This is a genomic window from Actinoplanes sp. CA-051413 (assembly GCF_050955795.1).
Lineage (GTDB): Bacteria > Actinomycetota > Actinomycetes > Mycobacteriales > Micromonosporaceae > Actinoplanes.
In genome coordinates this window covers 1,236,418-1,251,367 of the sequence record NZ_CP192100.1, presented here as the reverse complement: position 1 = coordinate 1,251,367, position 14,950 = coordinate 1,236,418, and the positions used below count along the sequence as shown (strand labels likewise).

Below are 14,950 nucleotides of genomic sequence, written 5' to 3'. Positions count from 1 at the left end.
GGACGATCAGCCCATATGGGGGTACTGCCAGGACGTCGGAGCCTCGAAGGTCTCCTTGATCGTCCGCGGCGAGACCCACCGGTGCAGGTTCAGCACCGAGCCGGCCTTGTCGTTGGTGCCACTGCCCCGCGCGCCGCCGAAGGGCTGCTGCCCCACCACCGCACCGGTCGGCTTGTCATTGATGTAGAAGTTGCCCGCCGCGTCGCGCAGGGCGGTGGCGGCCCAGTCCACGACCGAGCGGTCAGTGGCGAAGATGGAGCCGGTCAACGCGTACGGCGAGACGGATTCGGCCTGGGCCACCGTGTCGGCGAAGGAGTCGTCCTCGTAGACGTGCACGCCGAGGATCGGCCCGAAGTACTCGGTCGTGAAGACTTCGTGCGCCGGGTCGGTGGACTCCACGAGGGTCGGTGCGACGAACCAGCCCTCGCTGTCGTCAGCGGTGCCGCCCGCCAGCACGGTGCAGGAGGCGCTGTTCTTGATCCGGTCGAGCGCCGCGGCGTGCTTGGCGAACGCCCGGCCGTCGATCACGGCGCCGCCGAAGGTGGACAGGTCGGTGACATCGCCGTACCGGATCGAGGAGACCGAGGCCGCGAGCCGATCACGCAGGCCGCCCTCCCAGATGGAGCGCGGCACGTAGGCGCGGGACGCGGCCGAGCACTTCTGGCCCTGGTATTCGTAGGCACCGCGGAGCAGCGCCGTGTGCAGCATGTCCGCGTCGGCACTGGCGTGCGCGAAGACGAAGTCCTTGCCACCGGTCTCCCCCACCAGCCGCGGGTACGACTTGTAGCGGTCGATGTTCGACCCCACCTCGCGCCACAGGTGCCGGAAGGTGGCCGTCGAGCCGGTGAAGTGGATGCCGGCCAGGTCCGGATCGGCCAGCACCACGTCCGAGACGGCCAGACCGTCGCCGGTCACCATGTTGATCACGCCGGGCGGCAGGCCGGCCGCCTCGAACAGCCGCATGGTGAAGTGCGCCGAGAGCTGCTGGGTCGGCGACGGCTTCCAGACCACCGTGTTGCCCATCAGCGCGGGAGCCGAGGGCAGGTTGCCGGCGATGGCGGTGAAGTTGAACGGGGTGATCGCGTAGACGAAGCCCTCGAGCGGGCGGTGGTCGAAGCGGTTCCACACCCCGGGCGAGGACTGCGGCTGCTCGCCGAGGATCTTCTCGCCGAACGCGACGTTGAAGCGCAGGAAGTCGATCAGCTCGCAGGCCGCGTCGATCTCCGCCTGGTACACCGACTTGGACTGGCCCAGGATCGTCGCCGCGTTCAGGGTGTCGCGCCAGCCGCCGGCCAGCAGCTCGGCGGCGCGCAGGAACACCGCGGCCCGCTCGCTGAACGGCAGGGCCCGCCAGCCTTTCGCGGCCCGCTTGGCCGCGGCAACGGCGGCGGCGGCGTCCTCGTGCGTGGCATTGCCGGCGACGCCGAGGACGTGGTGCCGCTTGTGCGGCTGGACGACCTCGATCGCAGCGCCGCCGCCGAGCTTGCGGTTGCCGTCGATCGTCATCGTGAGATCGAGGCGCTCGCCGGCCATCGCGTCCAGCCGCGACTGCAACGAGGCCCGCTCGGGGCTCCCCGGGGCATAGCTGCGGACCGGCTCGTTCCGCGGCTCCGGCACGGCAAGCAGGGCGTCCATCACGTACTCCTCAACCTTGTGGGTTCCTGGTCACGACATTGTGTGTCGCGGTCCATCCTCGCACGCGGACAACGGCGTTCCGGTGCCCTCACGGGGCGCTGGGGGCCCGCGTACCCTGAGGGCCATGAGTGAGGCGGACAGCGAGGTCAACGCGGCCCAGGGCGCTCAGAACGGCACGGAGGAGGCGCCCTCGCGGGGGCTGCTGCTGGCCGCCGTCGGCCTGGTCTGGATGGCCGGGATGCTCTGGTCGGCCCGGGCCACGATCACGGGTCGCCCAAGCGCCGAGATGGAGGTCACGTCGACGGCGTACGCGATGCCCGGCGCGATCTCCGCGAGCCTGGTCACCGGCGCGGCTGTCGCCCTGGCCGTCCTCGCCTTCCTGACCCGCGGCGGCCGCACCCCGGGCGTCACGGTCCGCTTCATCATCGCGACCGGGACCGGCCTGGCGGTCGGCCTGCTGGGCGCGCTCTCGATCATCACGATCAACACCGAGGGCTGGCTGTACGCGGTCGTCGGCGGCACGGTCGCGGCCGCGGCGACGATCGGCGGAGCCCTTGCCGGGTTCCGCTACCGGCGGGTGACCGCGGCGGTCTGCTGGGGCGCGATCACGGTCTTCGTCGTGGGCTTCGTGCTCAACGTCCTGCAGGACATGCTGCTGCCGGTGCTCGGCTCGGGCGACTCGGCTGCCTCACGCACCAACGCCGCGGGCTGGTTCGGCCTGGTCCAGGCGGTGCTCAGCGGCGTGGCGGGGGCCCTGGTGGCGTACCGCGTGCTGCGCCGGGCCCGGCGCGGCGCCGCCGGCCCGGACCTGCGCTGGCCGCTGTACGCACTGGCCGGCGCGGGCCCCGGCCTGCTGCTGGTCATCGGCGAGGGGCTGACCCGCACGGCCGGCTCGCGGGTGCTGGAGCTGGCCGGCAAGGTCAGCGAGCTGGAGCTCACGGTCCAGCAGATGCTGAGCGGGTCGCGGCTCAACAACGGCCTCGTCGTGCTCTTCGTGGGCGCGTTCACGGCGATCATCGCGGTGGGCCGGACGCTCGGCCCGGCGGCCCCGGCCTTTGAGTCCACCGCCGAGGCCCCGGCCGCGCCGCCCCGGCAGGCCGCCGACCCGGACGAGATCGAGCGGGCGGCCCGGGACGAGCGACCGGTCGACCCCGACGAGAATGAGCCGGCCGGGAGTGAGCCGCCCGCCCGGGACGGACAAGCGGCCGGATCCGGCGAGACCGCGCGGGCCGACGAGCCGCAGACCGTATCGGCGCGGCACGACGACTGACCCGATCAGAGCAGCTCGTCGAGTTCGCTGACCGCGTACCACTCGAGCTCGTGATCCTCGGCCCCGTCCACCGTGAACTGGGCGTCGGGATCCCCGGCCAGGGCCTCCTCGACCACGTCGGCGGCGGCGCCGACGTCCTCGGCGGCGCTCTCACCGTCGACGTGGATCGACGCGACCTCCTTGAGGGACACCGCCTGCGGCAGGCGCACGGTGCTGGAACCCAGCTCGACGTCCTCGCGCACCAGCGCCGTCGAGGCCACGTCGGCCGAGACGACCACCCGCCGGCGCGGGGCCTTCGGGTCGTGCCGCAGGAGCTGCAGGGCGGCCTGGGCGGCGCGGGTGAAGGCCACGTACTCCAGCTCCTCCTCGTCGCCCTCGGCGTACCACTCGCGCAGCGCCGGGGTCACGGCATGCGCGACCGTCGGTCCCGCGCTGAGCTGCCCGGACGCCCGCATCTCGGCGAGCATCGGTACGGTGGCCGGCACGTACACCCGGACCAGATCGGTGATCGGCACTGTTCCCCCTGCGATTGACCGTCCCCGTAGTACACCGCCGGGGAGGCTACCGGAAGGGCAGTTCCACTGGTCGTGTCCCTTTCGGCGTTTTCAGCAGACGATCAGCACCCGCCCGGTTTTCAGTCGGCGGTCAGCACCCGCCCGGCTTTCAGTCGGCGGTCAGCACCCGCATGGCGACACCAGCGGGTCGGCGTCCCGGGCCACCTCCCCGTCCGGGGTACGCAGGGCGAACCCCTCCCGCACCCAGTACTCGGCGCCGCCGAGCATCTCGCGGACCGAATACCCCAGCTGAGCGAGGGCCAGGGCGGCCTTGGTCGCGCCGTTGCAGCCAGGACCCCAGCAGTACGTGACGACGGGAACAGCCGGGTCGAGCAGCTCGGCGGCGCGCTTGGGAATGTCGGCGGTCGGCAGGTGCAGGGCGCCCGGGATGTAGCCCTGCTCCCAGGAAGCGGTCGAACGGGAATCGATGAGCACGAAGCCGGGCGACCCGGTGCTCAGTGCGGCCTGGACGTCGGAAACGTCGGTCTCGGTGGCAAGACGCTCGGCGAAGATCTCGGCCGCTCGCGCAGGAGTAATCATGGCCCCAACGCTATTTTCCGGAGCCCGGCACCAGCAGGGCCTGTCCACGGTCTGTACTTGGCAGGGCGCTCGAATCAACGGTAGTTTCCCGCCATGACCGTTGATCCCACGATCGACCGGACCGACTGGCGCCTGCTCGAGGAGTTGCAGCGCGACGGCCGGGCCTCGTACGCGGACCTGGCCCGGGTGGTGGCGATGTCACCGAGCGCCGTCGCCGAACGCGTCCGCCGGATGGAAGAGGCCGGGGTGATCGCCGGCTACCGCGCGGTGGTGGACCCGGAACGCGTCGGTCTGCAGATCATGGCGATGGTCCGGCTGCGCTACCCGACGGGAAACTACCGGCCGTTCCACGCACTGCTGGACACCACGCCGGAGATCATCGAGGCGCACCACGTGACGGGCGAGGACTGCTTCGTGCTCAAGGTGCTGACCCGCTCGATGCGCCACCTGGAAGAGGTCACCGGACGGATCTCCGGCCTCGGCGCGGTCACCACCAGCGTGGTCTACTCAAGCCCGCTGCCGGGCCGCGCCCTCGCGCCTGGGGATCAGAATCAACCGTCGTAGTCAAACGGTGGCAAACTGAGGCCGGACCGACCGGCGTAGGGAGATCAGGCGTGGAGTCCAGGTTCATGCTGCTGTCCGACGTGGCGGCCGAGCTGAACGTCTCGGACTCGCAGGTCTACCACATGGTCCGCAAGGGAGAGCTGCCCGCGATCAAGATCGGCGGCCGCGGCCAGTGGCGCGTGGAACGCGCCAAACTCGAGCAGTACATCGAAGAGAAGTACGCGGAGACGGCCTCCTGGGTGGAACAGAACCCGCTGACCGACCGCGACACCGAGTAGTCGACCTTCCGTTGTCCACAGGGCTGAAGCCCGCCATTGACGTACCTCGACGCGTCCCGCCACACTCGTTGTCGTAGGCAAACGGAAGCAAACGCAAGGATTGGCGGATGCCCATGTCGACGGTCGAGGTGACAAGGCAGGGTCCGAGGCCTGCGATCAGGCTGCGGCCGGCGCCCCGCCACGAGCCCCCGTTCGACGACGAACGCGACCCGCACACCTGGCCCTCGCCGCACCAGCTGGCCCTCGACTGGGCGGTCCCGGCGCGGCCACCGCAGCATCCGGCCGAGCCGCCCCCTCCGCCGGTCCGGCGGACTGTGGTGACCGGGGCGTCAGCGGAGGCGAAGTTGGCGGTCCGGCGGTTCGTCGGCATGTGCGTCGAGGTGCTGAACGGGTATCGCCCGGCGGCCCATCTCCGGAGCCTGTCCCAGCCTCGCGAGGCGGCGAACGTGGTGGCTCAGGGGTTGGCCGGGGCTCGGCGGGTGAGCGAGGCCTGGCAAGCTCGTACCGCTGGCCGGGCGCCTCGTCCTCGGCGGCCTGCTCCTGCTGCGGTGGTTCGGCTTCGGCTTTGCGAGCCGCGGGAGGGGGCGGTGGAGGCGGCGGCTGTTCTTCTGCTGGGTGAGCGGACTCATGCCTTGGCTCTTCGGCTTGAGCTTCATGACGGGGTTTGGGTGGCTTCTGTTCTTCGGTTCATTTGATCGGTTTATTTGAGCTGCCCGGGGCGGTCGGTGTGCTTCTTTGGCGGTGGGCGTCCTGGGTTTCACTTTCGGTGGTTGCGGTGGGGGCTTGGGGGCGGGGATGGCCCACGCAGCCCGTCAGGCTTGATGTCTGCGTGGGCCATCCCCGCCCCCAAGCCCGTTGTGGTCCGGCATTTGCACTAGCTGCGGGCTGAGTGACCGGGCAGATGAGCTGTGTGCGGACACCCCATCCGCCCGGCCCGGCCGCCGGCCGGTCAGGCGGTCAGGCGGTTGAACTCTGGTCGGCACGACCCGGTTCAGCGCGATCCTGTCAGCGCCCCGGGTCAGCGTGGCGCGAGTCACCGCAACACGAGCCAGCGCAATTCCAGTCAGCGCGACCTTAAGCACGCACCCGCCAGCGCCCTCCAGCAGCGCCACCCGTCACCGCCAATCCGAAGGCGATGCCGCATTCACCGCAGATCTGCGCGAGGTCGTCGTCAGCGCCACCTCCGTCAGCGCAACGCGACTCGGGTCAGCGCAGCTCAGGTCAGCGCGGCCCGAATCAGTTGCAACGCAAATCGGCGCAATGCAAGTCGGCGCAAGTCAGCCCCACCCAAGCAAGCCCCACCCAAGCAAGCCTGACCCAAGCCAGCCCGACCCAAGTCAGCCGGCCCGAGTCAGTGCACGCCCCCTCAGCCCGACCCCAGTCAGCGCGACCCATCAACCCGACCCAGTCACCGCAGCCCCGTCACCGCGACCCATCAACCCAACCCAGTCACCGCAGCCCCGTCACGCGACCCATCAACCCGACCCGTCGAAGCGGCGCCGTCAGCGCGACCCCGTCAGCGCGACCCCGTCACCGCGGCTGGTCAGCGCGACCCCGTCACCGCGGCTGGTCAGCGCGACCCCGTCAACCGCCCCAGTCACCGCAGCCCGTCAGCGCGACCCGTCGAAGCAGCCCCGTCAGCGCGGCCCAAGTCAGACCGACCCCGTCAACGCGGCGCGGGTGGCTGGGTGGTTATTCGGGGTTGTCGTAGGCGGTTTGGGAGGCGGATATGTCTGGGAGGTGTTCGATTGCCCATTTCTGGAGGGCTCGGAGGGGTTCCAGCAGAGTTCGGCCGGCGTCGGTGAGGGCGTACTCCACGCGGACCGGTACCTCGGGGTAGACCGTGCGGCGCACCAGGCCGTCGCGTTCCAGGCCGCGGAGGGTCTGGGTCAGCATTTTCTGAGAGACACCTTCGATGCGGCGGCCGAGCTCCGAAAAACGGGCGTCGCCTTCGCCCAGGACGCCCACGATCAGAACGGTCCAGCGGTCGCCGATGCGGTCGAGGATGCGGCGGGTCGCGCAGCCGGCGCTGTACGGGTCGCCGTCGAGTGCCGGGCCTGCCTGGGTGGTTACCAAAAGGTGCCTACTTCCCGATGGAGATCTGCTCTCTTACGGTAACCATGCGACCCGAACACGGGTCAACGAGCTTGAGAATGAAGGCACTTCATGTCCCGCATCGTCGTCATCGGTGGCACCGGCTACGCCGGATCGGCCATCGTCGCTGAGGCCGCCGCTCGTGGTCATGAGGTCACCGCGTTCAGCCGCTCACTCCCCACCGACGCCGACGCGCTTGCAGGCGTGAACTACGTCCAAGGCGACGCCACAGAGGAAGCGGCCCTGTCATCGGTCATCTCCGGCGCGGACGTCGTGGTGGCCGCACTCGCACCCCGTGGTCCGCTCGCCGAGTCGTTCCGTGACGTGTACCGCACGGTTGCCCGCCTCGCCGACGCCGCGGGAGCTCGCCTCTTCGTTGTCGGCGGCTTCTCGTCCCTGCGTCCGGCACCGGACGCCCCCCGTTTCAAAGAGGACCTCAGCCACGCCCCGGCCGAATTCCACGCCGAGATCCTCGCCGGCGCCGCACTGATCACCGACGACCTCCCCGCCACCCCGGAAACCCTGAACTGGGTCTTCGTGAGCCCCGCAGCCAACTTCGGCTCATACGCCCCGGGCGAGCGCCTGGGCAAGTACCGCCTGGGCGACGAAATCGCCGTCCAGCCCGAAGACGGCGGCTCCATCTCCGGCGCCGACTACGCCATCGGCCTTGTAGACCTCATCGAAAAGCAATCCCACAACCGAGCCCACGTAAACCTGGCCTACTGAAAGCCCCGACCACCACCCGGAGAAAATGCAGTTCCGTGCCCACAGCGGGCTTGGGGGGGCGGGGATGGCCCACGCAGATATCAAGCCTGACGAGCTGCGTGGGCCATCCCCGCCCCCCAAGCCCCACCACCCACAAACAAAAAGAAAAACGACCCCGCAGAGCAAAACCCTGCGAGGCCGTAATTTCAAAAGAACGGATCAGGAGACCCCAGGCGCCCCATGGCACCGCTTGTACTTCTTGCCCGACCCGCAGTAGCAAGGAGCGTTCCGAGAAGGCCCGTTGCTGGCCTCAGCCTGCCCCGAGCTCCGCGGCCGGTTGGCCGACCCGTGAGCCGGACCAGCCGGAACGACGGGAGACCCCAGACCGAGAGCCGGAGCCTGCTGCTCCTGCTGGATCTGCGGCGCACCAGCACCGGCCTCGCCGTCGATTGTCGGCGCCGTGTACTGCAGGGCCTGCGGGCGACGGTTGCCGCCCAGGCCCTTGGCGCGGACCTCGACCCGCGAGTCGCCCTCGCCGTCGGTTGAGGTGCCCGGCAGGGCGACGGCCTGGCTCGGGTCGACCGTGACGGTGGGGGCTTCCTCGACCTGGACCTCGAGGTTGAAGAGGAAGCCGACAGCCTCCTCCTTGATGCCCTCCATCATCTGGTTGAACATGTCGAAGCCCTCGCGCTGGTATTCGACCACCGGGTCGCGCTGGGCGTACGCCCGCAGGCTGATGCCTTCCTGCAGGTAGTCCATCTCGTACAGGTGCTCGCGCCACTTGCGGTCGATCACCGCGAGCAGGACCTGGCGCTCGAGTTCGCGGACCGCGTCCTCGCCGAGCTCTTCCTCGCGGGCCGCGTACGCCGCCTGGGCGTCCTTCTTCAGCTCTTCGAACAGGTATTCCTGGTCGAGGGTGCTGCGCTCGCCACCACTGTTCTCCACCAGGTCGTCGATGGTGACGCTGACCGGGTAGAGGCGCTTGAGGTTGACCCAGAGCTGGTCGAGGTCCCAGTCCTCGGCGTAGCCGTCGGAGGTGGCCGCGCGGACGTAGTCCTCGACCACGTCGTTGATCATGTGCTGGGCCTGGTCGTGCATGTCCTCGCCGTCGAGCACGCGCTTGCGCTCGGCGTAGATGACCATGCGCTGCTTGTTCAGCACCTCGTCGTACTTGAGGACGTTCTTGCGGATCTCCGCGTTCTGGCCCTCGATCTGGGTCTGGGCGCTGCGGATCTGCCGGGTGACCATCTTCGACTCGATGGGCACGTCCTCGGGGATGTTGAAGCGGTCCATGACCGCCTCGACCGCACCGGCGCGGAACCGCTTCATCAGGTCGTCCTGCAGCGACAGGTAGAACCGGGACTCGCCCGGGTCGCCCTGGCGGCCGGAGCGACCGCGGAGCTGGTTGTCGATGCGGCGGGAGTCGTGCCGCTCGGTGCCCAGGACGTACAGGCCGCCGGCAGCGATGACCTCGGCGGCCTCCACCTCGCAGGCTTCCTTCCAGACCGGCAGGACCTCTTCGAGCGCCTTGGCGTACTCGTCCGGGGACTCGTCCGGGTCCAGGCCGCGCTGGCGCAGCTCGCTCGCGGCGAGGAACTCGGGGTTGCCGCCGAGCAGGATGTCGGTGCCGCGGCCGGCCATGTTGGTGGCCACCGTGACGCCGCCCTTGCGGCCGGCCTGCGCGATGATCGTGGCTTCCTGCGCGTGGAACTTGGCGTTCAGCACGCTGTGCGGGATGCCGCGCTTGCGCAGCAGCGTCGAGAGGATCTCGGAATTCTCCACCGAGACCGTGCCGACCAGGACGGGCTGGCCGGTGGCGTGCCGCTCCGCGATGTCCTCGATGACCGCGTTGAACTTGGCCTTCTCGGTCTTGTAGATGACGTCCGGGTGGTCGATGCGGATCATCGGGCGGTGCGTCGGGATGGACACGACGCCGACCTTGTAGACCTGGTTGAACTCGCCGGCCTCGGTCTGCGCCGTACCGGTCATGCCGCCGAGCTTGTTGTAGAGCCGGAAGTAGTTCTGCAGCGTGATGGTCGCCAGGGTCTGGTTCTCCTGCTTGACCTCGACGCCTTCCTTGGCCTCGATGGCCTGGTGCATGCCCTCGTTGTAGCGGCGGCCGTGCAGGATGCGACCGGTGAACTCGTCGACGATCAGGACCTCGCCGTTCTCGTCGACGATGTAGTCCTTGTCCTTGCGGTAGAGCTCCTTGGCCTTGATGGCGTTGTTGAGGTAGCCGACCAGCGGGGTGTTCACCGACTCGTACAGGTTGTCGATGCCGAGGCGGTCCTCGACCCGGGAGACGCCGCGCTCGGTGACCGCGACGGTGCGCTTGGCCTCGTCGACCTCGTAGTCACCCTCGCCGTCCTTGCCCTTCTGCAGGCGGGCCACCAGGGCGGCGAACTCGCCGTACCAGCGGGCGGAGTGCTCGCCGGGGCCGGAGATGATCAGCGGGGTACGGGCCTCGTCGATGAGGATCGAGTCGACCTCGTCGACGATGGCGAAGTTGTGGCCGCGCTGGACCAGCTCGGCCGCCGACCACGCCATGTTGTCGCGCAGGTAGTCGAAGCCGAACTCGTTGTTGGTGCCGTACGTGATGTCGCACTCGTAGGCGGCCCGGTGCTCGGCAGCCGGCCTGTTCGGCAGGATCACGCCGACGGTCAGGCCGAGGAACACGTGCACGCGGCCGACCCACCCGGCGTCACGCTGGGCGAGGTAGTCGTTCACCGTGATGATGTGCACGCCCTCGCCGCTCAGCGCGTTGAGGTAGGCCGGGAAGACGCCGGTCAGGGTCTTGCCCTCACCGGTCTTCATCTCCGGGATGTTGCCGAAGTGCAGCGCGGCGCCGCCCATGAGCTGGACGTCGAAGGCACGCTGCCCCAGCACCCGCCGGGCACCCTCACGGGCCACCGCGAACGCCTCCACCAGCAGCGAGTCGAGCGACTCGCCGTCGGCGACGCGCTCCTTGAACTGCTCGGTGCACTCACGCAACTCGTCGTCGGTGAGGTCGGTGTAGTCGTCCTCGATCGAGTTGACCGCGTTCGCGATCGCCTTGAGCCGTCGCACCATGCGGCCTTCGCCGGCGCGCAGGAATTTTTCCAAAATCGACACGGGTCAACGCTCCCCTAGACGGTCTGCCGAACCATCGTAGGCGTCTTGTCTGGGCGACCGTGACCCGAGCCTCCGGTTAACCTCGCAAAGAGGGTGAAACGGGGTGACAAGTTCGCTGACAGCGCATCCGGACCGGCCGCTGCAACCTTTTGCCGGGCCAGGGCGTGTCGGGGCACGATGTCGGCGTGGACACGGTCGCGATCCGTACCGGTGACTTGCTCCTGCGCTCCTGGCACGCCCGGGACGCGGAGGCGGTCTGCCGGGCGTGTCAGGATCCGGAACTGCATCGCCGGCTCACCGGCCTGCCGTGGCCGTACCGGATCTCGGACGCCGCCGCCTTCGTCGGCGAGTTCGCACCCCGCCGGCTCGCCGAGGGCACCGCCCTGCACCTGGGCGTGTTCGACGGCGGGGAGCTGGCCGGCAGTGTGGCGCTCATCGCGATCGACCGCGACGCCGGCACGGCCGGGCTCGGCTACTGGACGGCGCCCTGGGCGCGCGGCCGCCGGGTCGCCGAGCGGGCCGCTCGGGCTCTGTTGCAGTGGGCCTTCGGCGCGGGGCTGGGCCTGACCCGGGTCGACTGGCGGGCCACGGTCGGCAACCATCCCTCCCGCCTGACGGCGCTACGGCTCGGCTTCACGATGATCGGTGAGCAGCCCGGCACCGGGCCCGAGAGCCCGGACAAATGGCTGGGCGCCCTGCTTCCCGGCGACCTCACGGCCGCGGGCGCAGATGTCCCCGATCCGGTACGCCGCTCAGCCCGCACGTTCGCCGGGGCCCATCCGACGCTGCCCGCCGGGGTGGTCACCCTGCGCCCGCCGGAACGCCGCGACATCCCGGGCATCGTCGAGTGCCGCTCCGACCCGGAGACCGCGCGCTGGTTCGGGGTGCCGCAGCCGTACACAGCGGAGGACGCCCGTACGCATGTGGACCGCAACGTCCCGCGCCGGTGGGCCCGGGGTGTCGAGGCGGTCTTCGCCATCGCCGACGCCGCGGACGCGTACGCCGGCTCGGTGGATCTGCGGATCCGGCCCGGCGACCCGGCGGTGGGCGAGGTCGGTTTCGCGGTCGGGCCGCGGTCGCGCGGGCGCGGCTACGCGGGCGCCGCGGTGCGGGAGATCTGCCGCTGGGGCTTCGCCGACCTGGGGCTGAGCCGGATCGAGTGGCGCGCCGAGGTGGGCAACGATGCATCGCGGCGGGTGGCGGAGAAGGCAGGCTTCACGGTCGAAGGTCTGTTGCGGCAGGCCCTGCGGACCGGCGGTGGACGGCGGGACTGCTGGGTGGGCTCGCTGGTGGAAGGTGACTTGCCATGATCGTTGCGACTCTGTCGGGGCCCGGCGTACGGCTGCGCGGCCTCGCGCCCCGCGACGTCGACGATCTCGTGGCCGGTTACGCCGATCCGGTGCTCCAGCGCTTCATGCCGCCGCTGCCGGTGCCGTTCACCCACGCCCAGGCGCGCGAGTACGTCCGCGACGTGGCGCCGGGCATGTTCGCCGACGGCGGCGGGCTCTGGGCGATCGCCGACCCGCTGACCGACCGGCTGCTCGGCGGGATCGGCCTGGACAAGGTGGTGCCGCACCGCGGCCAGTGCGAAGTGGGCTACTGGGTCGGCCCGTGGGCCCGCGGCCGCGGCGTCGCGGTGGCGGCGGTGCGCACGCTGACCGAGCACGCGTTCCACACCGGCATGGCTCGGATCGAGTTGCTCACCCACCGGGAGAACGCGCCCAGCCAGCGGGTCGCGCTGGCGGCCGGCTTCCGGCCGGAGGGCGTACGCCGCGGGGTGCTGCCCAACCGCGACGGCGGCCGCGACGATCTGCTGGCCTACGCCCGGCTGGCCGGCGACGAGCCGGGACCCACCGAGCGGCTGCTGCCGGACCTGCCGGGCGGCGAGCTGACCGACGGCGTCGTCACGGTACGCCCACTGACCAGCGACGACGCCGACTTCTACGCCGAGCTGCACCACCTGCCGGAGGTCGTGGCCACCGCCGTGCCACCGACCGCGCCGACGGCTGAGGACGTGACCCGGCGGTGCGCGTGGGCGGCCGCGCACTGGCTCGCCGGCGAACGGGCGGACATGGTCATCACCGACGCCACCACCGGCCGGAACGCGGGTGAGATCGGGTTGTACTACCAGGAGCCGCGCACCGGGCAGGCGATGATCGGCTACAGCATGCTGCGGGGCTGGCGGGGGCGCGGCTACGCGACCCGGGCGACGCAGCTGGTGTCGTTGTGGGCGTTCGCCGAGACGGGTGTCGCCCGGCTGATCGCGGGTGCCCTGCCGGCCAATCTGGCCTCGCAGCGGGTGCTGGAGAAGGCGGGCTTCAAGCGGGAGGCGTACCTGCGCTCGCGGTTGCCGGGCAGCGACGGCCGGCGCAGCGACGACGTGCAGTACGCCCTGCTGGCCGAGGATCTGCTGGCGGACGTGGTGCGCCTCGACGGCTGACGCGCGGGATCACCGCACGCCAGCCGGAGGGCTTCTCCTCAGCTCAGGCCGTTGCTTCCAGGCTGAGAATGCCGTAGTCGTACCCTCGGCGCCGGTACACGACGCTGGGCCGGCCGCTCTCCTTGTCATGGAACAGATAGAAGTCGTGGCCGACGAGCTCCATCTGGAAGAGAGCGTCGTCGACGGTCATCGGATCGGCGGGGTGTTCCTTCTCCCGCACGATGCGCCAGGGTTGGTTGTCCTCGTGCTCCATGAGGTCGGTCGCGACCGGCGACTCCTCGGGCTGCGGCGTCAGGCTCGGCAGATCGGTCGGGAGCTTGGCGGTGGCTTCGGCGACGGATACCGGCGCGTGCCGTCCCCGGTGCACGCGACGACGGTCCGCGGCGCGGCGCAGGCGCCCGTCGAGCTTGTTGAAAGAGCAGTCCAGCGCGGCATAGAAGTCCTTGGCACACGCTTCGGCACGGATCACCGGCCCCCTGGTCACCACGGTGATCTCGACGCGCTGGCAGTTGTCCGCCTGCCGGGGATTGCGTTCGTGGAAGAGCTCCACGTCGACCCTGATCAGCTTCTGGTCGTAGCGTTCGACCTTCGACAGCTTGTCTGCGACATGTTCCCGGTAGTGATCGGGAACCTCTACGTTGCGGCCCTTGACGACAATGTCCACTCGTGACCTCCCCCAACGTTACGATCTTGCGGGCGCCCTGCGACGGGGTGCCGGGGGCGCCGTACTGCGACGCGGTGTGCCGGCTTCGGTGTGGCCCGGGATCACGGAGCGAACCCACGCAAATCACCGAATCGGCTTACGAGGACGCTCCTTTCCGGTGCGGCGGGCCGGGCCCCTGAAGAGGCGGGCTGCCGGCTTGGCTCCGGTGGCGGGTAAGTCGTGGCCGCTTACCCTCGTCACCAAGACGCTAACCTGCTGACGCCCGCCCGTCACCCCTCGTTCGGGGAACGGACCCGGTGACTTTCGGCCCTGGCGGGGCCCCGGTGGGCGCCCGGACCCGGTACGGCGACCGGCCGGCGCGCAGCCTGGTGGCCGCCACGACCGCGGCCCCGGTGACCTGCATGTCCGCCTCCCGCAGACGACCCGCCACCGCGGCCAGCGTGGCCCCGGTCGTGACGATGTCGTCGACCACTATCAGCGTGCCCCTCATCGTCGGCCCGCGTCGCGGAATCCGGATCCGGGCACCCTTGATTCGCAGCGAATTCTCAGCCGCCGCAGCGCGACCGGCTACGTCCAGTGACGCTGAGTCCGCCCGTGGGAGCGCGCGCAGCGGCTGGACGACGTCAGCGTCCCAGCCGGCCGCGCGCAGCCGCCGCACGGTGTGTGCGGCCAGTCGCGCCATGTGGTCACCGTGGCGTTCCCGCGCGGCGGCCGCGGTCGACGGGACCGGGATCAGGTGCACCGGGGTCCGCGGCCCGGCACCGCCTCGCCGGGCGGCCTCGGCGACCGCCACGGCGAGCAGCGATCCCAGCGGCCGGGCGAGCCGGTGCCGGCCCTTCTCCTTGTACGCCAGCAGCACACCCCGCACCGGCCCCGCGTACGGCCCGACAGCCGTGCAGAACGGCATCCCCGGTGGTGGTGGCACCGGAGCGGTCGGAAAGGGCGTCAGGGCCTCCAGGGACGCCACGCAGCCGGCGCAGACCCCGAAGCGCAGCGGCACCCGCTCGGCACCGCAGCCGGCGCAGGCGCTGGGCAGCACCAGGTCGGCCAGGTCCGCGCCCAGCCGGGACCATCGTGCCGTCGGCATGCCGCTCC

At 70.5% G+C, this 14,950-nt stretch carries 13 protein-coding genes and 2 pseudogenes; 7 read left to right on the top strand and 8 right to left on the bottom strand.

Annotated elements, in window-relative coordinates:
• Positions 1–6 precede the first annotated feature (6 nt).
• Positions 7–1,635 (bottom strand): L-glutamate gamma-semialdehyde dehydrogenase, encoded by a 1,629-nt coding sequence (gene pruA / locus ACQP2Y_RS05935; protein WP_433725297.1) that lies wholly within the window; start codon positions 1,633–1,635, stop codon positions 7–9.
• Between the two features lie 124 nt (positions 1,636–1,759).
• Here pruA and ACQP2Y_RS05930 point away from each other — a divergent pair, with 124 nt between their 5' ends.
• Positions 1,760–2,905 carry a hypothetical protein gene (locus ACQP2Y_RS05930; RefSeq protein ID WP_433725295.1) on the top strand — a complete coding sequence of 382 codons (1,146 nt, stop codon included), beginning with the start codon at positions 1,760–1,762 and terminating at the stop codon, positions 2,903–2,905.
• A gap of 5 nt (positions 2,906–2,910) precedes the next feature.
• Here ACQP2Y_RS05930 and ACQP2Y_RS05925 read toward each other — a convergent pair whose 3' ends face one another.
• Both ACQP2Y_RS05925 and ACQP2Y_RS05920 read right to left on the bottom strand, forming a co-directional pair.
• Complete coding sequence (locus ACQP2Y_RS05925) at positions 2,911–3,372, bottom strand: DUF6912 family protein (protein ID WP_433731776.1); 462 nt, start codon at positions 3,370–3,372, stop codon at positions 2,911–2,913.
• A 207-nt stretch (positions 3,373–3,579) separates the two neighbouring features.
• Positions 3,580–3,999, bottom strand: a complete 420-nt coding sequence (locus ACQP2Y_RS05920) for a rhodanese-like domain-containing protein (protein WP_433725293.1) — start codon at positions 3,997–3,999, stop codon at positions 3,580–3,582.
• Positions 4,000–4,092: 93 nt separating this feature from the next.
• On the opposite strand from ACQP2Y_RS05920, the gene ACQP2Y_RS05915 reads away from it, so the two are divergent.
• The 3 genes from ACQP2Y_RS05915 (at position 4,093) to ACQP2Y_RS05905 (ending at position 5,536) form a co-directional block, all read left to right on the top strand.
• Positions 4,093–4,563, top strand: a complete 471-nt coding sequence (locus ACQP2Y_RS05915; RefSeq protein ID WP_433725291.1) for an Lrp/AsnC family transcriptional regulator — start codon at positions 4,093–4,095, stop codon at positions 4,561–4,563.
• A gap of 65 nt (positions 4,564–4,628) precedes the next feature.
• Positions 4,629–4,841, top strand: coding sequence for a helix-turn-helix domain-containing protein (locus tag ACQP2Y_RS05910; protein WP_433731774.1), 213 nt, complete (start codon positions 4,629–4,631; stop codon positions 4,839–4,841).
• A 107-nt stretch (positions 4,842–4,948) separates the two neighbouring features.
• The gene (locus ACQP2Y_RS05905) at positions 4,949–5,536 is read left to right on the top strand and encodes an Rv3235 family protein (RefSeq protein ID WP_433725289.1); all 588 of its coding nucleotides are present in this window, start codon (positions 4,949–4,951) and stop codon (positions 5,534–5,536) included.
• 997 nt (positions 5,537–6,533) lie between these two features.
• Here the strand turns inward: ACQP2Y_RS05905 and ACQP2Y_RS05900 are convergent.
• A complete protein-coding gene (locus ACQP2Y_RS05900) occupies positions 6,534–6,917 on the bottom strand; it encodes a winged helix-turn-helix transcriptional regulator (protein ID WP_433725287.1) in 384 nt (127 codons plus the stop codon).
• A 90-nt stretch (positions 6,918–7,007) separates the two neighbouring features.
• Between ACQP2Y_RS05900 and ACQP2Y_RS05895 the strand changes: the two genes are divergently transcribed.
• On the top strand, positions 7,008–7,661 hold the full coding sequence (locus ACQP2Y_RS05895) for an NAD(P)-dependent oxidoreductase (RefSeq protein WP_433725285.1): 654 nt from the start codon (positions 7,008–7,010) through the stop codon (positions 7,659–7,661).
• 198 nt (positions 7,662–7,859) lie between these two features.
• On the opposite strand, the pseudogene ACQP2Y_RS05890 reads toward ACQP2Y_RS05895, so the two are convergent.
• A pseudogene (locus ACQP2Y_RS05890) lies at positions 7,860–8,159 on the bottom strand (SEC-C metal-binding domain-containing protein); the annotation flags it as partial.
• A gap of 71 nt (positions 8,160–8,230) precedes the next feature.
• A pseudogene (gene secA, locus ACQP2Y_RS05885) lies at positions 8,231–10,751 on the bottom strand (preprotein translocase subunit SecA); the annotation flags it as partial.
• A gap of 185 nt (positions 10,752–10,936) precedes the next feature.
• On the opposite strand from secA, the gene ACQP2Y_RS05880 reads away from it, so the two are divergent.
• Both ACQP2Y_RS05880 and ACQP2Y_RS05875 read left to right on the top strand, forming a co-directional pair.
• Complete coding sequence (locus ACQP2Y_RS05880; RefSeq protein ID WP_433725283.1) at positions 10,937–12,061, top strand: GNAT family N-acetyltransferase; 1,125 nt, start codon at positions 10,937–10,939, stop codon at positions 12,059–12,061.
• Positions 12,058–13,191: a GNAT family N-acetyltransferase gene (locus ACQP2Y_RS05875; protein ID WP_433725281.1), complete on the top strand. Its 1,134-nt coding sequence runs from the start codon at positions 12,058–12,060 to the stop codon at positions 13,189–13,191. Before ACQP2Y_RS05880 ends, ACQP2Y_RS05875 begins: the two co-directional genes overlap by 4 nt.
• 43 nt (positions 13,192–13,234) lie before the next feature.
• Here ACQP2Y_RS05875 and hpf read toward each other — a convergent pair whose 3' ends face one another.
• Positions 13,235–13,855, bottom strand: a complete 621-nt coding sequence (gene hpf / locus ACQP2Y_RS05870; RefSeq protein WP_433725279.1) for a ribosome hibernation-promoting factor, HPF/YfiA family — start codon at positions 13,853–13,855, stop codon at positions 13,235–13,237.
• A 247-nt stretch (positions 13,856–14,102) separates the two neighbouring features.
• Positions 14,103–14,942 (bottom strand): ComF family protein, encoded by an 840-nt coding sequence (locus tag ACQP2Y_RS05865; RefSeq protein WP_433725277.1) that lies wholly within the window; start codon positions 14,940–14,942, stop codon positions 14,103–14,105.
• Positions 14,943–14,950 lie beyond the last annotated feature (8 nt).

Coding starts and splice junctions, on each gene's coding strand:
- ACQP2Y_RS05925 (WP_433731776.1), bottom strand. CDS start 3,372: ATGCTCGCCGAGATGCGGGCGTCCGGGCAGCTCAGCGCGGGACCGACG.
- pruA (WP_433725297.1), bottom strand. CDS start 1,635: ATGGACGCCCTGCTTGCCGTGCCGGAGCCGCGGAACGAGCCGGTCCGC.
- ACQP2Y_RS05920 (WP_433725293.1), bottom strand. CDS start 3,999: ATGATTACTCCTGCGCGAGCGGCCGAGATCTTCGCCGAGCGTCTTGCC.
- ACQP2Y_RS05865 (WP_433725277.1), bottom strand. CDS start 14,942: ATGCCGACGGCACGATGGTCCCGGCTGGGCGCGGACCTGGCCGACCTG.
- ACQP2Y_RS05910 (WP_433731774.1), top strand. CDS start 4,629: ATGCTGCTGTCCGACGTGGCGGCCGAGCTGAACGTCTCGGACTCGCAG.
- ACQP2Y_RS05895 (WP_433725285.1), top strand. CDS start 7,008: ATGTCCCGCATCGTCGTCATCGGTGGCACCGGCTACGCCGGATCGGCC.
- ACQP2Y_RS05905 (WP_433725289.1), top strand. CDS start 4,949: ATGCCCATGTCGACGGTCGAGGTGACAAGGCAGGGTCCGAGGCCTGCG.
- ACQP2Y_RS05915 (WP_433725291.1), top strand. CDS start 4,093: ATGACCGTTGATCCCACGATCGACCGGACCGACTGGCGCCTGCTCGAG.
- ACQP2Y_RS05875 (WP_433725281.1), top strand. CDS start 12,058: ATGATCGTTGCGACTCTGTCGGGGCCCGGCGTACGGCTGCGCGGCCTC.
- ACQP2Y_RS05930 (WP_433725295.1), top strand. CDS start 1,760: ATGAGTGAGGCGGACAGCGAGGTCAACGCGGCCCAGGGCGCTCAGAAC.